The 15576-nt window shown below is 37.5% G+C and carries 14 protein-coding genes; 7 read left to right on the top strand and 7 right to left on the bottom strand.

Going from position 1 to position 15576, the window contains the following annotated elements; genetic code table 11:
* Positions 1-319 precede the first annotated feature (319 nt).
* On the bottom strand, positions 320-1561 hold the full coding sequence (gene rocD, locus QPK98_RS11935; protein WP_310993643.1) for an ornithine--oxo-acid transaminase: 1242 nt from the start codon (positions 1559-1561) through the stop codon (positions 320-322).
* A gap of 147 nt (positions 1562-1708) precedes the next feature.
* On the opposite strand from rocD, the gene rlmD reads away from it, so the two are divergent.
* The 3 genes from rlmD to QPK98_RS11920 all read left to right on the top strand — a co-directional run bounded on the left by rlmD (position 1709) and on the right by QPK98_RS11920 (position 4442).
* Positions 1709-3118: a 23S rRNA (uracil(1939)-C(5))-methyltransferase RlmD gene (gene rlmD, locus QPK98_RS11930; RefSeq protein ID WP_310993641.1), complete on the top strand. Its 1410-nt coding sequence runs from the start codon at positions 1709-1711 to the stop codon at positions 3116-3118.
* Positions 3119-3247: 129 nt separating this feature from the next.
* Positions 3248-3745 carry a DUF6452 family protein gene (locus tag QPK98_RS11925; RefSeq protein WP_310993640.1) on the top strand — a complete coding sequence of 166 codons (498 nt, stop codon included), beginning with the start codon at positions 3248-3250 and terminating at the stop codon, positions 3743-3745.
* Positions 3708-4442: a DUF6048 family protein gene (locus QPK98_RS11920; RefSeq protein ID WP_310993639.1), complete on the top strand. Its 735-nt coding sequence runs from the start codon at positions 3708-3710 to the stop codon at positions 4440-4442. Before QPK98_RS11925 ends, QPK98_RS11920 begins: the two co-directional genes overlap by 38 nt.
* Positions 4443-4445: 3 nt before the next feature.
* On the opposite strand, the gene QPK98_RS11915 is transcribed toward QPK98_RS11920, so the two are convergent.
* On the bottom strand, positions 4446-4940 hold the full coding sequence (locus QPK98_RS11915) for a hypothetical protein (protein WP_310993638.1): 495 nt from the start codon (positions 4938-4940) through the stop codon (positions 4446-4448).
* A 5-nt stretch (positions 4941-4945) separates the two neighbouring features.
* Positions 4946-5722, bottom strand: a complete 777-nt coding sequence (locus QPK98_RS11910; RefSeq protein WP_310993636.1) for an MBL fold metallo-hydrolase — start codon at positions 5720-5722, stop codon at positions 4946-4948.
* A gap of 166 nt (positions 5723-5888) precedes the next feature.
* Between QPK98_RS11910 and QPK98_RS11905 the strand changes: the two genes are divergently transcribed.
* Positions 5889-7343, top strand: a complete 1455-nt coding sequence (locus QPK98_RS11905) for a TonB-dependent receptor (RefSeq protein ID WP_310993635.1) — start codon at positions 5889-5891, stop codon at positions 7341-7343.
* Here QPK98_RS11905 and bcp read toward each other — a convergent pair.
* Positions 7340-7792 carry a thioredoxin-dependent thiol peroxidase gene (bcp, locus tag QPK98_RS11900; protein ID WP_310993634.1) on the bottom strand — a complete coding sequence of 151 codons (453 nt, stop codon included), beginning with the start codon at positions 7790-7792 and terminating at the stop codon, positions 7340-7342. The genes QPK98_RS11905 and bcp overlap by 4 nt on opposite strands.
* Before the next feature lie 30 nt (positions 7793-7822).
* Between bcp and QPK98_RS11895 the strand changes: the two genes are divergently transcribed.
* Positions 7823-8479, top strand: coding sequence for an endonuclease III domain-containing protein (locus QPK98_RS11895; RefSeq protein ID WP_310993633.1), 657 nt, complete (start codon positions 7823-7825; stop codon positions 8477-8479).
* A 420-nt stretch (positions 8480-8899) separates the two neighbouring features.
* Here QPK98_RS11895 and QPK98_RS11890 read toward each other — a convergent pair whose 3' ends face one another.
* Positions 8900-10057 carry a THUMP domain-containing class I SAM-dependent RNA methyltransferase gene (locus QPK98_RS11890; protein ID WP_310993631.1) on the bottom strand — a complete coding sequence of 386 codons (1158 nt, stop codon included), beginning with the start codon at positions 10055-10057 and terminating at the stop codon, positions 8900-8902.
* A 120-nt stretch (positions 10058-10177) separates the two neighbouring features.
* On the opposite strand from QPK98_RS11890, the gene QPK98_RS11885 reads away from it, so the two are divergent.
* Positions 10178-10909, top strand: a complete 732-nt coding sequence (locus QPK98_RS11885) for a class I SAM-dependent methyltransferase (protein ID WP_310993630.1) — start codon at positions 10178-10180, stop codon at positions 10907-10909.
* Complete coding sequence (locus tag QPK98_RS11880) at positions 10909-11577, top strand: ZIP family metal transporter (protein WP_310993629.1); 669 nt, start codon at positions 10909-10911, stop codon at positions 11575-11577. The genes QPK98_RS11885 and QPK98_RS11880 overlap by 1 nt, the downstream gene beginning before the upstream one ends.
* Before the next feature lie 69 nt (positions 11578-11646).
* Here QPK98_RS11880 and QPK98_RS11875 read toward each other — a convergent pair whose 3' ends face one another.
* Positions 11647-14067: a helix-turn-helix domain-containing protein gene (locus QPK98_RS11875; protein WP_310993628.1), complete on the bottom strand. Its 2421-nt coding sequence runs from the start codon at positions 14065-14067 to the stop codon at positions 11647-11649.
* Between the two features lie 283 nt (positions 14068-14350).
* A complete protein-coding gene (gene nagB, locus QPK98_RS11870; protein ID WP_310993627.1) occupies positions 14351-15133 on the bottom strand; it encodes a glucosamine-6-phosphate deaminase in 783 nt (260 codons plus the stop codon).
* Positions 15134-15576 lie beyond the last annotated feature (443 nt).

Raw genomic sequence — 15576 nt, 5'->3', positions numbered from 1 at the left:
TTTTTTGTTCGTCCCCTAAATTTTAGGAACTCGCCTTTAAATCCAGTGCTTTGATGACTATCTTTGCTGGCTCAAACAGCCTAAAATTTTACGGGAACTTCACTTCAAATTTTACGATAAATTTTCGATAGGCCAAAAAACAGAAGTTTTTAATTATAATCCCTAAGGTTCATATAATTTCTAAAACCTAATTAAATAAGGCTTTTAAAAGAGTTGCCATATGAAGGTTTAGGACGCTATTGATGTTATTAAAACCTTTTTCCTATTAAACTTCCCCCTTTTTCAAGAGAGAAGCTCAAATAAAGGAAAATTAAGGGGTTTATTCAAACTCCTTTAAAGTATTAATGATAATAGAAATACAATCTCTCAATTGTTCTTCGTTCATAACCAATGGTGGTGCAAAACGAATAATATTTCCGTGGGTTGGTTTTGCCAACAGCCCATTATCACGAAGTTTTAAACAGATGTTCCAAGCTGTATCACTGTCTTCACTATCGTTGATAACAATTGCGTTAAGCAAACCTTTTCCGCGTACCAACTCCGTAATAGAACTGGTTTCAATAAATTTATTTAATTCACTTCGGAAGATTTTCCCAAGTTTTTCAGCATTTTCAGCCAATTTCTCATCGCGAACTACGCCTAATGCAGCCATAGCTACTGCTGCAGCCACTGGATTACCTCCAAAAGTTGAACCGTGGTTCCCAGGACGGATAACATTCATAATATCATCATTTGCCAAAACGGCCGAAACTGGATACGCTCCCCCACTTAAGGCTTTTCCTAAAACCAATAGATCTGGTTTTACGTCTTCATGGTCAACAGCCAATAGTTTTCCGGTACGGGCAATTCCTGTTTGTACTTCGTCTGCAATAAAAAGAACGTTGTGCTTTTCGCATAAAGCCTTTGCTTTTTTCAAATAACCTTCAGACGGTACATAAACTCCTGCTTCGCCCTGGATAGGCTCTACCAAGAAACCTGCAATATTTTTATTGCTTTCTAGGTGTTGCTCAAGCGCTTCAAGGTTGTTGTATTCAATTTTTATAAAACCTTTTGTGTAAGGTCCAAAATGCTTTCTAGCTACAGGATCGTTGCTAAAAGAAATAATTGTAGTAGTTCTTCCGTGGAAATTATTTGCACATACAATTATTTCGGCTTCGTTTTCATCTATACCTTTCTTTTCATACGCCCATTTTCTACAGATTTTCAAAGCTGTTTCTACCGCTTCGGCACCTGTATTCATCGGAAGCAATTTGTCAAAGTTAAAGTACTCAGAAGCAAATTTTTCATATTTCCCTAGCATGTCATTATGAAACGCACGCGATGTAAGAGTAAGGGTTCTCGCCTGCTCGTCCATAGCGCCTACAATTGCAGGATGGCAATGCCCTTGGTTTACCGCTGAATAGGCCGAAAGAAAATCGTAGTACTTCTTTCCTTCCACATCCCAAACATATACACCTTCTCCCTTGTTTAAAACTACAGGTAGTGGGTGATAATTGTGGGCTCCGTATTTGTTTTCCAATTCGATAGCTTTTTCTGAAGCTGTTTGCTCTAAAACTGACATAAAGTTGTAATATTTTTAAAATAAAATAAATTTGATTCCTGTTTTTGGAGCGGAATCCTCCATTGGAGCGCAAATTACTAAATAAATACCACACTTTTTGGTGACTTAACAGGATTTAAACATAACATTTGTGCTATTTTTGCGCCTATGGCAAGACGAAAGAACAAAGTGATTTTTGAGAACCTAGCGGTAATTGACACAGGTGCTAAAGGCAAAGCCGTTGCGAAAGCTCCAGATGGCAGAATGGTTTTTATTAAAAATGCAGTGCCGGGAGACGTTGTAACGGTACAAACACATAAAAAACGAAAATCGTACTACGAAGGCTCAGTAACTTCCATTACAAAACCCTCTGATAAAAGAGTGGAACCAGTTTGCCCACACTTTGGTACTTGTGGCGGATGTAAATGGCAAAACATGGGCTACGAGCACCAATTGTATTTTAAGCAAAAGGAAGTAGAACAAAACCTAAGCCGTATTGGTAAGATAGACCTACCGGAATGCCAGCCTATTTTGGGTTCTGCCAAACAGTATTTCTACCGCAATAAAATGGAGTTCTCTTTTAGCGATAGTAAATGGTTAACCTTAGACCAGATTAAAAGTGATGAAATAATTGAAGACCGAAACGCACTTGGCTTCCATATTCCTGGAATGTGGGACAAAATTTTAGACTTAAATGTGTGTTACCTTCAAGCTGACCCCAGTAATGCAATCCGCGATTTTGTTAAGGCCAAGGCAAAAGAGTTAAACCTTAGCTTTTTTAACACCAGAAATCAGGAAGGATTTTTACGCACCTTGATGCTTCGTACCACTTCTACAGGTGAAGTAATGGTACTGCTTCAGTTTTTTCATGAAGACGAAAAAAACCGAACCTTATTACTAGAAGCCATTGCCGAGGAGTTTCCACAAATTACGTCCCTTCTATATGTAATTAATTCCAAGGGAAATGATACTATTTATGATCAAGATGTACATCTTTTCTACGGAAGAGATCATATCTTTGAAGAAATGGAAGACTTAAAGTTTAAGATAAACGCAAAATCTTTTTACCAGACCAACAGCGATCAAGCCTATGAACTTTATAAAATAACACGCAATTTCGCTGACCTTAGCGGGAATGAACTGGTTTACGACCTTTATACGGGAACGGGAACTATTGCCCAATTCGTCGCCAAGAAAGCCAAGAAAGTTATTGGGGTTGAAGCAGTGCCCGATGCTATTGAAGCCGCAAAACAAAATGCCGAATTAAACAAAATTGACAATGTTGAATTCTATGTAGGCGATATGAAAAAGGTTTTTAACCAAGCGTTTATCGATGCTCACGGAAAGCCAGATGTTGTAATTACCGATCCGCCTCGCGATGGAATGCACGCCGATGTAGTTGGGCAACTCCTGAATTTGGAAGCGGAAAAAATTGTATATGTAAGTTGTAATAGCGCAACCCAAGCGCGCGATTTGGCCTTACTAGATTCACTTTATAAAGTAATAAAGGTACAGCCTGTAGATATGTTTCCGCAAACGCATCATGTAGAAAATGTTGTACTTTTGGAGAAACGCTAAATTTTAAATTGATGACTTAGGGCAAGAATTAAAACGTTAGAGCGTTTCTTATATTCTTAGGAAGTTTTAAGTTCAACTAAAGCACCAGTTCATCAAGTTTATTTCAATTTTTTAAATTGAACAAATACTATGTTTAAACGAGTTATTATTCCCATCCTTTTGCTATTTATCTTTAAAGGCTGCACCAAGGACGATATATGCCCTGAAGGAGAAGCAACAACGGCAAATATGGTAATCACCTTTAACGATATTGCCAGGCCCGAAATGCGCAAGAGCGTGAATGTACTGAGCGTACTAACTAATAATATCGATTCGGTAAAGGTGCAATACCTTGTTAAAACGGATTCTATAATTGTTCCGTTAGACACAAATTCTGATACTACAAAATATCTTTTTATACGAAGTGTTATTTCTGAAAATGACACCATAAGCACCTACGACGAATTAAAATTCACCTATACTAGAGAAAACGGGTATGTAAATCGCGCCTGTGGTTTTAAGACCGAATTCACTAACCTAGATGCAGAATTTGAAGTTGGAAATGCCGGAAATTGGATTGAGGACATTAACGTAAATAGAGAAACTGTAAATGATGAAACTAGCGCCCACGTTACTTTGTTGCATTAGTCTTTTTTGCGGCGCTTTAAGCATGGTGGCGCAGGAAGACAATACGGTAGCAACCGATTCTGTTCCTAAAATAGAAAAATACGGATTACGCCTTGGTGTAGATCTGGCCAAGCCTTTACGAAGCCTAATTGAAGATGGATATTCAGGCTTTGAAATTAAAGGCGATTTTAGAGTAACCAAAAAGTTTTATGCCGCTGCCGAGCTCGGAAATGAAAAAAAAGATTGGGATGAACCTTATGTATCTTCAAAAACCAGTGGCAGCTACGCTAAATTAGGCTTTGATTACAATGCTTACGAAAACTGGCTAGGAATGGACAATGCCATTACCGTTGGGCTTCGTTATGGGTTCTCAACCTTTAAACAAGAGCTGGTAAGTTATAAAATCTATACTGACAATCCTGCATTCCCTACGCAAACCATTTACGAACCACAGGAATATAGCGGTTTAACCGCCCATTGGGCCGAACTTATTGTAGGAATTAAGACCGAAATAGTAAACAACCTCTACCTTTCTATTAATGCGCAATTAAAGCGATCAATCACCCAAACCCAACCCGATAATTTTGCAAACCTTTATGTGCCTGGGTTCAACAGAACCTACGACTATAGCAAGTTTGGTGTAGGCTACGGATATTCAATTTCGTACTTAATCCCTATATTTAAGAAAAAGAGCCTGATTGCTACTGAAAGCGATTGATTTTTAGTTGGGATAGAGAAAAGAACTAATGGTTTTTAAATCGAGCTCCCTATCTTCAGAAAAAGAATACTCCAAGATCATTTCGCCCCAATAGGTGCCGTCTGTAAAATCAGCGAGAATCCATTTGTGGTTTAGAAATTTCAGCTTGTTAATTTTCATTTCCCCATTCATGCCTTCAAAGGGTATCAATGGATTATTTCCTTTTACCAGATTGTAATCGTATATTTTATCAGATACCATTGCTTCAACTTCAGCAGCTTCATGGCCAGATTGTTCCAAATAGCTCATAGCATTTTCATTGCCCTGAAGCGTGAAGTAATTAAGGTTATAGTTTTTTTCAGTAAGAACCTCCAGTGAATCCTCAGCTTTTTGAGATTTTGCTCTTAGCTCTTCAATTGTTGTTTCTTGATTTTCGAATATTTTTTTCTCGTTCATATACTGAAATATCAATAACAGCGCTACGAATAAAAACAGGTACATAAAAATATTTCTTCTCATCTAATCTAAATGTTTATAGTAAGTGTATCATAAGCCAAATGGACATTCTTCGGAAGCTTTTCCTCCATTTCGGCGTGAAAGCCCATTAAATGGCTAATATGCGTAAAATATGTTTTTTCAGGTTTAACTTTATCCACAAATTCTAAGGCTTCTGAAATATTGAAGTGCGAATAATGTGGCTTTTCCCGAAGTGCGTTTACCACCAATACCTTGGTTCCTTTAAGCTTTTCAATTTCTTCCTCAGCGATTGTTTTAACATCTGTTAGATAGGTGAAATCGTCAATACGAAAACCCAAAACCGGGAGGGCATCATGCATTGCCTCAATGGGGGTTACTTCTTTACCACCAATATTGAAAGTACTGTCTTTGTCAATTTCATTGGTTTCAATGTTAGGAGCCCCAGGATACTTGTTTACCGTGGTAAAAATATAGTTAAAACGCTTTCGCAGATCATCAAAAACACGTTTATGCCCATAAAACGGCATATTTCCCTGCATAAAGTTGAATGGCCGAATATCGTCTAAGCCTGCAGTATGGTCGCTGTGTTCATGCGTTAGCAAAATACCATGTAACTTGGTAACACTTTCACGTAACATTTGTTGTCTAAAATCGGGACCGCAATCAATTACAAAATTAAAGTCATCCCAAGATAACAACACAGAAACCCTTAAGCGTTTATCTTTTGGGTCATTGCTTTTACAAACGGGATGGTCGCAGCCAATCATAGGAACGCCCTGCGAAGTTCCGGTACCGAGAAAAGTTACGGAAAGTGGTGATGTCATACGTTTATAATTCTTGTTATATGCTTGCTTGAGCGCCACTGAATAAAAACACGGTAGCTAATTCAAGCTAGCAGATTCTAAATTTAGCACAGGCAAAAATACTGGTAATTTTTTTGTTTACCTATTGTAATTGCTACCTTTGTTAACAAGAAAACATAACGCTACTATGCCGGAAACCATATTGGGAGACAAGGATTTTGAGGATATCCCCTCCATAAAAAGTAAGGCTTTACGAATAAACCTTAACGAAAACATTTACGGCACTTTTGCCGAAATTGGAGCCGGACAAGAAACAGTTCGTAATTTCTTTAGAGCAGGTGGAGCTTCAGGAACGGTAGCAAAAACGATGTCTGCCTACGATAAAGACTTTAGCGATGCCATTTACGGAGTTGAAGAAGACGGCAGGTATGTTACTGAATCTAGGTTACACAAAATGCTCTCGCACGAATTTGACCTTATTGAAGAGCGTATAAATCGTGATAAGCACCCAAATAGACTTTTCTTTTCCTTTGCCAATACGGTAACCACAATAGATTTCGCAAAAAAATACAAAGGCCATGGCTGGGTGGGTATTCGCTATCAAATAGACCCCAGCGAGCCGTATAATGAAATAACACTTCATATTCGCTTCCATGAAAACGATGCCCAATTGCAACAAATTACATTAGGCATTTTAGGGGTAAACCTGATATACGGGGCCTACTATAAGTATGATGAACCCAATAAATTACTCCGTTATCTTTACGATCATATTGATAAAGATAAAATTGAAATTGACACCATAAATTTTTGTGGTCCACGTTTTAACAAGGTTGATAATAGGTTGATGAGCCTTCAACTTATAAAAAACGGTATGACCAAAGCGGTCATGTTTGACCCTGAAGGTCATAATATATTACCGGCCAAAATTTTATATAAGAAAAACATTCTGGCCCTTCGTGGTAGCTTTAGACCCGTAACTAAGGTTAATATCGATATGTTTGAGCGCTCTTATGAGATGTTTCTAAAGGAAAATCGAGTAAAAAAGGACAGAACGGAAGTTGTATTTGAAATAACGCTTTCTAATTTACGTGCAGAAGGCGAAATTGATGAAGAAGACTTTATGGATCGGGCAAGACTGCTCTGCTCCTTGGGCCATAGTGTAATGATTTCAAACTTTCAAGAATATTATAAGTTGGTAGAATATTTTTCGCGCTATACCAAAATGCGAATGGGACTAGCCATGGGAGTCAATAATCTTGTAGACATTTTTGATGAAAAATACTACCGCCATTTAAGTGGGGGAATTCTGGAAGCCTTCGGAAAACTTTTCTTTAAAGACTTAAAGGTGTACCTCTACCCCATGAAAGACACCGAAACGGGAGAATACATCACTAGTGAAAACCTAAAAGTGCATCCGCGTATGAAGGAATTGTATAAATTCTTTAAATACAACGGAAAAGTAGTAGATATAACCGATTATAAACCGGAGCACATGGAGATATTTTCGCGCGATGTACTCTGTAAAATCGAACGCTGCGAAGACGGTTGGGAGGAATTGCTCCCTCCCGGTATCGCTGAATTAATAAAAGAACAGCAGCTTTTTAACTACAAAGGCCTACAAGGGAAAACACAAGATTAACCAAGTATTTGTGCGGCGTGATCTTTAGTTTTTACTTTTTCAATTACACGTGCTACCACCCCATTCTCGTCTATTAAAAAGGTTTTTCTATGGATGCCGTCAAATTCTCTACCCATAAATTTTTTAGGGCCCCAAACTCCAAAAGCATTTAAAACCTCTTTATTTTCATCTGCGAGTAACGGAAAAGGAAGTTCGTGTTTTTTCTTAAAATTTGATTGGCGTTTTTCACTATCGGCACTTACGCCCAAAAGCTTGTATCCCTGAGCTTGAAGTTCTTCGTAGTTATCGCGTAAGTTACACACCTCTGCCGTACAGCCTGGTGTACTAGCTTTTGGATAGAAAAAAACAATATATTTTTGCCCTTTATAATCTTCAGAAGATATCAGGTTTCCATCTTGATCTTTCACTTTAAAACTTGGTACCGTATCACCGGCTTGTAATGTATTCATAATTCCTATTTTTGTATAAAAGTACTTAAAATGACCAAACAAGAAAAGGTTAATTTCGTTATTGATACCTTACAGCGCATTTACCCTCAAATTCCAATTCCGTTAGACCATAAAGATCCATATACTTTACTGATTGCCGTATTGCTTTCCGCCCAAAGTACAGACGTGAGAGTGAACAAAATAACCCCGCTTTTATTTGAAGTGGCCGATAACCCGTATGATATGGTAAAACTTACAGTGGAAGAAATACGGGAGATTATAAAACCCGTTGGTCTTTCGCCAATGAAAGCAAAAGGAATACACGGACTCTCGCAGATGCTGATTGAAAAGTACAATGGCCGTGTGCCCGCAGATTTTGAAGCTTTGGAATCGTTTCCGGCGGTGGGCCATAAAACCGCGAGCGTGGTAATGAGCCAAGCCTTTAATGTTCCAGCCTTTCCTGTAGATACCCACATTCACAGATTAATGTACCGTTGGGGGCTTACTACGGGTAAAAACGTGGTTCAGACCGAAAAAGACGCCAAACGTTTGTTCCCAAAGGATTTATGGAACATACTACACTTGCAAATAATTTGGTACGGCAGGCAATACTCTCCTGCACGAGGATGGAATTTAGAAAAAGACATTATTACGAAAACTATAGGCAGAAAAACGGTTATCAATGATTATTTAAAGAAAAAGCGTTGAATCATTCTGAGAACGAACTGTCTGTCATGATTGTTTCCTAGTTTATAGATTTATAAATAGTCGTGTCCGACTAAGATATAAGACCGCTGCGCTGAAAGACATAAGACGTAAGACTTGCTTTTTAATAGATTGAAAACTAGATAAAATTGATTAAACATACTTTTTAATTGATAAGTTTTGATGCTAAGTATAATAGCATGCTGTCATTAAATAAAAAATATTCTAATTGCCTATTATCTGTGACTCAACAAATTTTCTCACTCTTTTAATCGGACACTAATGATTTATAAACTATAAACCTATTTTAGGACATTTCACGATTCACTGCTTCTGACTACTGACTACTGACCACTGACTACTGACTACTGACTACTGACCACTGACCACTGACCACTGATTACTGACCACTGACCACTGAAACTATTGTTTCGAGGCTTTCTTGCTTCCTCTATACATTTCGTAGCGCACTAATTTTGCTTCTAATTTCCCATTAAACAGCTTTATTTTTTTAGACGGACGTAATCCTACAAACTTAAGTGCCTCCAGGTTAGAGGTGATTATCCAAGCTTGGGTGCCGGGATAGTTTCGCTTTAAAGTGTTGCCAATAGAACCATAAAACTCCTCAATGTCATTTACAGAAATCCGTTCGTCATAGGGTGGGTTAAAGACCATATATAAAGCCTTGTCGCTTTCTTTTTCACTTTGGAAGAAATCCTGCTCCTTTATCTCTATAAACTCCTGAAGGTTGGCACTTTTTACGTTTTCCTTCGCTTTTTGAACCGCTACGGGATCATTGTCGTACCCATAAATTTTATGTGGAAAATCTCGAACTTTTTTAAGTGCTGCATCTTCTATTTTTTCATAAAGATCAACGTCAAAATCGGGCCAGTTTTCAAATCCGAATTCCTCGCGATTTAAGTTTGCCGGAATGTTACAGGCTATCATGGCTGCTTCGGTCAACAAAGTTCCACCACCGCACATAGGGTCTAAAAAATTGCATTGGCCTTGCCAGCCAGAAAGCATGAGTATCCCTGCAGCCAATACTTCGTTAATTGGGGCCAGTGTACTTTCAACTTTATAACCCCGCTTGTGTAAAGATTCACCAGAGCTGTCCAAGGAAACCGTACAAATATTTCGGTCTATATGAATATTAATCCGAAGTGTTGGGTGGTCTAAATCAACGTCAGGCCGCACTCCTTCCCTATCGCGAAAACGATCTACAATTGCATCTTTCGTTTTTAGGGCGATGTATTGCGAATGCGTAAAGACCTCAGAAAAAACCGTGGCGTTTACCGCAAGACTTCCATTAACGTCCATATAATCTTCCCAAGGCATTTCATAAACCTTCTTATATAGATCTTCTTCGGTAAAAATATTAAATGCTGTTATTGGTTTTAGTATTTTAATGGCCGTACGGCAGCATAAGTTTGCTTTATACATAAAGCCGGTATCGCCTTCAAATGATACATTTCGCACACCTTTTTCAATAGACGAAGCACCTAGCTGTCGTAGTTCTTGAGCAAGAAGTTCCTCCATTCCAAAAAGGGTTTTGGCAAGCATTTTAAAGTTCTTTTCCATAGATCATTCCCAGCAAAAACAGGGTGTTTTTAAATTAATTACGATTTTATCTAAAATTAAAAATATTCAATTTAACAAGGCAACAAAAATACAGTATTTTTGCAGGGTGAATGAATAACTATGGAAAAAGAAAAAGAGAATTGGTTTGTGTCTTGGTTTAATACGCCATACTATCATATTCTATACAAAGACAGAAACCATAGGGAAGCGGCAGTTTTTATGAATACCCTGACCAATCACTTAAACCTTAATAAAAACGATACAATACTCGATCTTGCCTGTGGCCGAGGAAGACATGCAAAGTATTTATACCGCCAAGGATTTGATGTTACGGGTGTAGATCTATCTGAAGAAAGCATTGAATATGCTAAGCAATACGAAAAGCCAAGACTACACTTTGATGTGCACGACATGTGCTTACCCTATCCTAAAAAATTTGACGCCGTTTTCAACCTCTTTACAAGTTTTGGCTACTTTAAAGACGAAATTGACAACTTAAGAACCATAAAAGCCATAAAGGCCGAGCTGAAACCCAATGGATATGGCGTTATCGATTTTCTAAATACCGATTTGGCAATTGCCAACCTAGTTCCTTCAGAAATAAAAAAGGTAGACGACATTGTTTTTCAAATTGAAAAGTATGTTGAAGATGGATATATTGTTAAAAACATCCGTTTTACCGATCAAGGTAAGGACTATTTTTATGTTGAACGCGTAAAAGCCTTAACCTTAGCAGATTTTCAAGCCTATTTTAAGGAGGCCGGAGTTGAACTCTCCAATGTTTACGGTAATTATAAGCTTGAGCGCTTTAATAAAGAAACCTCAGAAAGACTAATCTTAATTTTCCATTGATGAATTACTTATTATTGTTCTTAGCAGTAGCCGTAGGTTATGTTGCCGCTCAATTTCTAAAGAAAAAAGAACTGCGAAACATGGAGGTTTTTCTCGCTTTTAGTGGCGGTTTTCTATTGTCTATTACCGTTTTTGAATTGTTGCCCCATGTATTTGAAGTCCATTCAAAAAGCATTGGAGTTTATATCATGCTAGGAATACTGCTTCAGATATTCTTAGAGTTCTTTTCAAAAGGTGCCGAACATGGCCATATCCACCTACACTCCGAAGCAAAACATTTTCCTTGGATTTTATTTGTCAGCTTGAGTATTCACGCTTTTTTGGAAGGGTTTCCCATTTCGGAAGAGAACAATTTATTAGTAGCTATACTTATCCATAAAGTTCCCGTGGCAATTATTCTTTCCTTCTTTTTTATTACTGCAGGATACAAGAAAACTACTACCCTACTATTTCTTTTCTTTTTCGCATTAATGACGCCTTTGGGCAGTTATATTTCAACTCATTATGATGTGGTGCACCAATATGAAACTCAAATAACGGCAGTGGTAATTGGAATTTTCCTTCACGTTTCAACCACAATCCTCTTTGAAAGCTCAAAGAACCACACCTTTAATCTTTCAAAAATGAGCGCGGTAATCTTGGCGGTGGTAATTGCTTATTTTATATAAACGAGGTAGTACGACAATAAAGAGTAAGTTGGTTTTAAGTTTTAAGGCATTTTAACATACGTTTATCTGCTACTTTTCCAATTCCATGGCACTTCTAACCATCCGCAAATCGCTATAGGTAAACTTATCGTCAATTTTACTCTTTAGCTCGCCGAAACCCTTATAAGCAGTGGTTTCCATTAGCTTCTTGAGTTCTTTATATTTTTCCTCTGGCATTAACTCGGTTATTTTAATTTTTCCAGATTTTAAAAAAGCGGATAAGTGCCCTTCAATTGTGCCGGTAGTTAACCCGCGTTCTTCGGCAATTTCAGCAATACGCATTCCCTCTTTAAATAGGTTATAAGAAGTTTGTTGCGTTCCTGTCGTTTTTGGAATAGGCTCCGATTCTTTTTTGGGGTCAATATTATGCTCCTCACAATATTCCTTGATAACCTCAAGAATTTCAGAACCATATTTTTCTAAACGAACTTTTCCAATATCGCTTATCGCCCTTAACTGCGTAGCATTAACAGGCAAGAATTTGCACATCTCCAAAAGCGCCTTTTGGGTAAAAACTTGATACGGTGGTACTTCTTCTTCATCAGAAAGTACGCCGCGTAACTCGCTAAGGGTTTTAAATAATTCCTGGTGTTCCGTTTCGGCAATATAATCTTCTTTCCTTCGCTTTGGTTTTCCTTCTCTTGCTAAACTTGCTTTGGCGCGTAAGTCTAGATATTCTAATGTTTTAAACCCATCTTTTAGTCCATTAAAACAAACCATTTTAATAGCCAATAAATCTTCTAAGGAATCTAAGTGTTTTGTAATTTCCTGCTTAACAGCCTTGTTGTCCGTGGTAAAATTTAAAGTATCGAGCGGTTTTTTAATAAAACTGAGTGTATGCTTTTCAAAATAAGTTATGGCCTTTTGAAAACGTTTTTGAACTATAGGGTTGTTTTCTGGCACCTCCGTTTCGCTTAAGTCTTTAAGTTGTGCTTTAAATGCAGCATTTATTTTTAGCAAGGACTTTATTCCATCTTCTTTAATACTATTTAGCTGATTAATCAAATTGCCTGAGACACTGTCCTTGTTATTATAATAGGTATCAATAATTCGGTTTACGGGATATAGAAAGGCGTAAAAGTTAAATAATTCATCAATTAAATTAAGTTGATAGACTCGTTCTGAAGCTTCTAAAACTGATGAATCGGGCTGATTATCTTCGGCATTCTTACTAAATAAGGCAACCTCTTGATTGTTAATAATGCTTTTATCGGTAAGCGGCCCAGTTAAAACAATACCTTCCAATGTTTTACATCGGCTTAAAGCTACATAAGTCTGCCCATGGGCAAATGCTGCTTGGGCATCAATAATTACTTTTTCAAATGTGAGTCCCTGGCTTTTATGAATAGTTATTGCCCATGCCAACCGCAGCGGAATCTGTGAGAAGGAACCAATCTCATCTTCCGTAATTTCTTTTGTATCTGGATCTACTGTATATTGAATGTTTTTCCATAGCTCCGGAGTAGTAATAATATCGGCATCATCGCCTGGGCAACGCACCACGACTTCATCTTTATCTAAATAGACAATACTTCCAATTTTTCCATTAAAGTATCGCCTTTCAGGAGTGCTGTCATTTTTAACAAACATAACCTGAGCCCCTACCTTTAATTCCAGCTCCAGATGGGTAGGATACGTATATTCAGGAAATTTACCTGCCACTTCCGCTTCGTAGATAAAAGGCTTCGTTTTTAAACGATTTAATGCCGAAGAATTTATATTATCGGCTCTATTATTATGCGTTGTTAATGTAATATAGCCCTCTTTATCATTTGGGGAGAAATCTGGAATATAGCGCGCATTCAAAGTTTTCGCAGAACTAGGACTTAAGCAATCATTCCTAATTTCGTTCAATATCTTAATAAAGTCCTCACTTTCCTGTCTATAGATGCGTTTTAGCTCAATAGTAAGCGCATTTGAAGTCTGAAATGCATTACTTCCAAAGAAAAACCCAGTACTATAGTATTGTTTTAAAAGTTGCCATTCGTCGTTCTTTATTACCGGTGAAAGCTGTTGCAAGTCGCCAATCATCAAAAGCTGTACGCCTCCAAAAGCTTTTGTTTTATCTCGAAATCGACGCAGTACACCATCAATTCCATCCAGTAAATCGGCTCGTACCATACTTACTTCGTCAATAACCAACAGATCTAATGATTTGATGATATTAATTTTCTTTTTACTGAATTTTCTAGAGAATGAGCGCTGCTGTTGATTTGCAGTGTCTGGAAGCATTGGGCCGAAGGGCAATTGAAAAAAAGAGTGGATGGTTACACCACCGGCATTAATAGCAGCTACACCAGTTGGTGCCACAACAGCCAATCGTTTTCGTGATTCGTCTTTTAACCTATGTAGAAACGTCGTTTTTCCGGTTCCCGCCTTTCCGGTCAGGAAGATATTCCGGTCGGTATTATTGACAAAGTCCCAGGCCAAATTTAATTCTGGATTATCCATAACTACCATAAATTTTATGAGCGGTAAACACTAAGCATTAAAGATATCAATAATGTTTTAAAATGAAGCATCATTCTTCAGTTAAAGAACCACCAAAAACCCCTAACCAACTATAAAACAGCACTTATAGCAGTCTTCTTCACGAGGAATCTAAATAACCCAAAACGATACCGTATAATTTTGAAATATTGTTCTCTAAAGGAAATGATTCAATCTCTAGTTATATATTCAGCTATTTAGGATTGAAACAAAAGTGTACAATATATAGTATCACATCCACAAACTACTTTTGAATTAAAGCAGCGGCATCACGATCTAGTATATATTCCACCTGCGGGATGGTTTGAAGGATAGAGGCCGGTATTTGAGTAGATATTTCACCTTCAAGGGCTTTACTGATAATTTCAGATTTTCTTTCCCCGAGCGCTAATAACAAGATTTTTTTGGCTTTGAGAATAGTATCTATCCCAATGCTTATTGCTTGATGCGGTACCTTGTCTAAAGTTCCGAAAAAATCTTGGGCATCTTCCCTTGTTAGCTCGTGTAAATTGACCAAACGGGTATTGGATTCAAAGCTGGATCCAGGTTCGTTAAAGCCAATATGACCATTACGGCCTATACCCAACAACTGTAGGTCTAAGCCACCAAAGTGCGCTATTTTATTCTCGTAATCCTCACAGTATTGCGGTATATGGGCCAGAGAGTTATCAGTATGGGGAATGTGAATATTACTTGGGTCAACATCAATATGATCAAATAGGTTTTGATACATAAAGTAGGTGTAGCTCTGGCTGTCTTTAGCTGCAATTGGGTAGTATTCATCAAGGTTAAAGCTAATAACATTACGAAAGCTTAAACCTTCATTTTTGTGTAAATGAATTAATTCTTGATAAACCCTTTTAGGTGTATTGCCAGTAGCCAGGCCTAAAATGGCTTGCTTGCCCTGCTTCTGTTTTTGAACGATAAGTTCCGCTATCTGTTTGGCAGTATAAACAGAGGCCTGTTCGGCATCAAGAAACAAGTTGAGGGTATTGCGATTAGCGTTTTTATTAAAATTGTTCGGCATAAGTGTTATAACTTGTCTCCTTTAGGCAACACTATGTGATTAAATATGTGATTAAATCTATAAAAGCCTAGTTATTAAAAATTGCTTCACTTAGATTATATCACGTTTTACCGCAAGACAAAATTTTGGACAAAAATAACAACTTTAGTGGACAGATTGTTAGTAATCAACATTTTTATCGCACTATAAAATTGATATGGCCGAGGAGAGTCTAAAACGTATTATTTGGCCATACAAGAATAGGAGTTTACTATCTTTGCACGTTTCAATAAAAAATATAGTCGTGTCCGACTAAGACATAAGACGTAAGACTTGCTTTTTAATTGATTGAAAACTAGATAAAATTGATTAAACATACTTTTTAATCGATAAATTTTGATGCTAAGTTTAATAGCATGCTGTCATTAAATAAAAATATTCTAATTGCCTATTATCTTTGACCC

Origin of the sequence: Aequorivita marina (assembly GCF_031631895.2) — a bacterium.
Classification (GTDB): domain Bacteria; phylum Bacteroidota; class Bacteroidia; order Flavobacteriales; family Flavobacteriaceae; genus Aequorivita; species Aequorivita marina.
The sequence above is the reverse complement of the archived record's forward strand: the minus strand, read 5'-3'. Positions and strand labels throughout refer to the sequence as shown.

Bases quoted from the DNA above. Each gene is read 5' to 3' on its own strand.
- rocD (WP_310993643.1), bottom strand. From the start codon at position 1,561: ATGTCAGTTTTAGAGCAAACAGCTTCAGAAAAAGCTATCGAATTGGAA.
- rlmD (WP_310993641.1), top strand. From the start codon at position 1,709: ATGGCAAGACGAAAGAACAAAGTGATTTTTGAGAACCTAGCGGTAATT.
- QPK98_RS11925 (WP_310993640.1), top strand. From the start codon at position 3,248: ATGTTTAAACGAGTTATTATTCCCATCCTTTTGCTATTTATCTTTAAA.
- QPK98_RS11920 (WP_310993639.1), top strand. From the start codon at position 3,708: ATGATGAAACTAGCGCCCACGTTACTTTGTTGCATTAGTCTTTTTTGC.
- QPK98_RS11915 (WP_310993638.1), bottom strand. From the start codon at position 4,940: ATGAGAAGAAATATTTTTATGTACCTGTTTTTATTCGTAGCGCTGTTA.
- QPK98_RS11910 (WP_310993636.1), bottom strand. From the start codon at position 5,722: ATGACATCACCACTTTCCGTAACTTTTCTCGGTACCGGAACTTCGCAG.
- QPK98_RS11905 (WP_310993635.1), top strand. From the start codon at position 5,889: ATGCCGGAAACCATATTGGGAGACAAGGATTTTGAGGATATCCCCTCC.
- bcp (WP_310993634.1), bottom strand. From the start codon at position 7,792: ATGAATACATTACAAGCCGGTGATACGGTACCAAGTTTTAAAGTGAAA.
- QPK98_RS11895 (WP_310993633.1), top strand. From the start codon at position 7,823: ATGACCAAACAAGAAAAGGTTAATTTCGTTATTGATACCTTACAGCGC.
- QPK98_RS11890 (WP_310993631.1), bottom strand. From the start codon at position 10,057: ATGGAAAAGAACTTTAAAATGCTTGCCAAAACCCTTTTTGGAATGGAG.
- QPK98_RS11885 (WP_310993630.1), top strand. From the start codon at position 10,178: ATGGAAAAAGAAAAAGAGAATTGGTTTGTGTCTTGGTTTAATACGCCA.
- QPK98_RS11880 (WP_310993629.1), top strand. From the start codon at position 10,909: ATGAATTACTTATTATTGTTCTTAGCAGTAGCCGTAGGTTATGTTGCC.
- QPK98_RS11875 (WP_310993628.1), bottom strand. From the start codon at position 14,067: ATGGATAATCCAGAATTAAATTTGGCCTGGGACTTTGTCAATAATACC.
- nagB (WP_310993627.1), bottom strand. From the start codon at position 15,133: ATGCCGAACAATTTTAATAAAAACGCTAATCGCAATACCCTCAACTTG.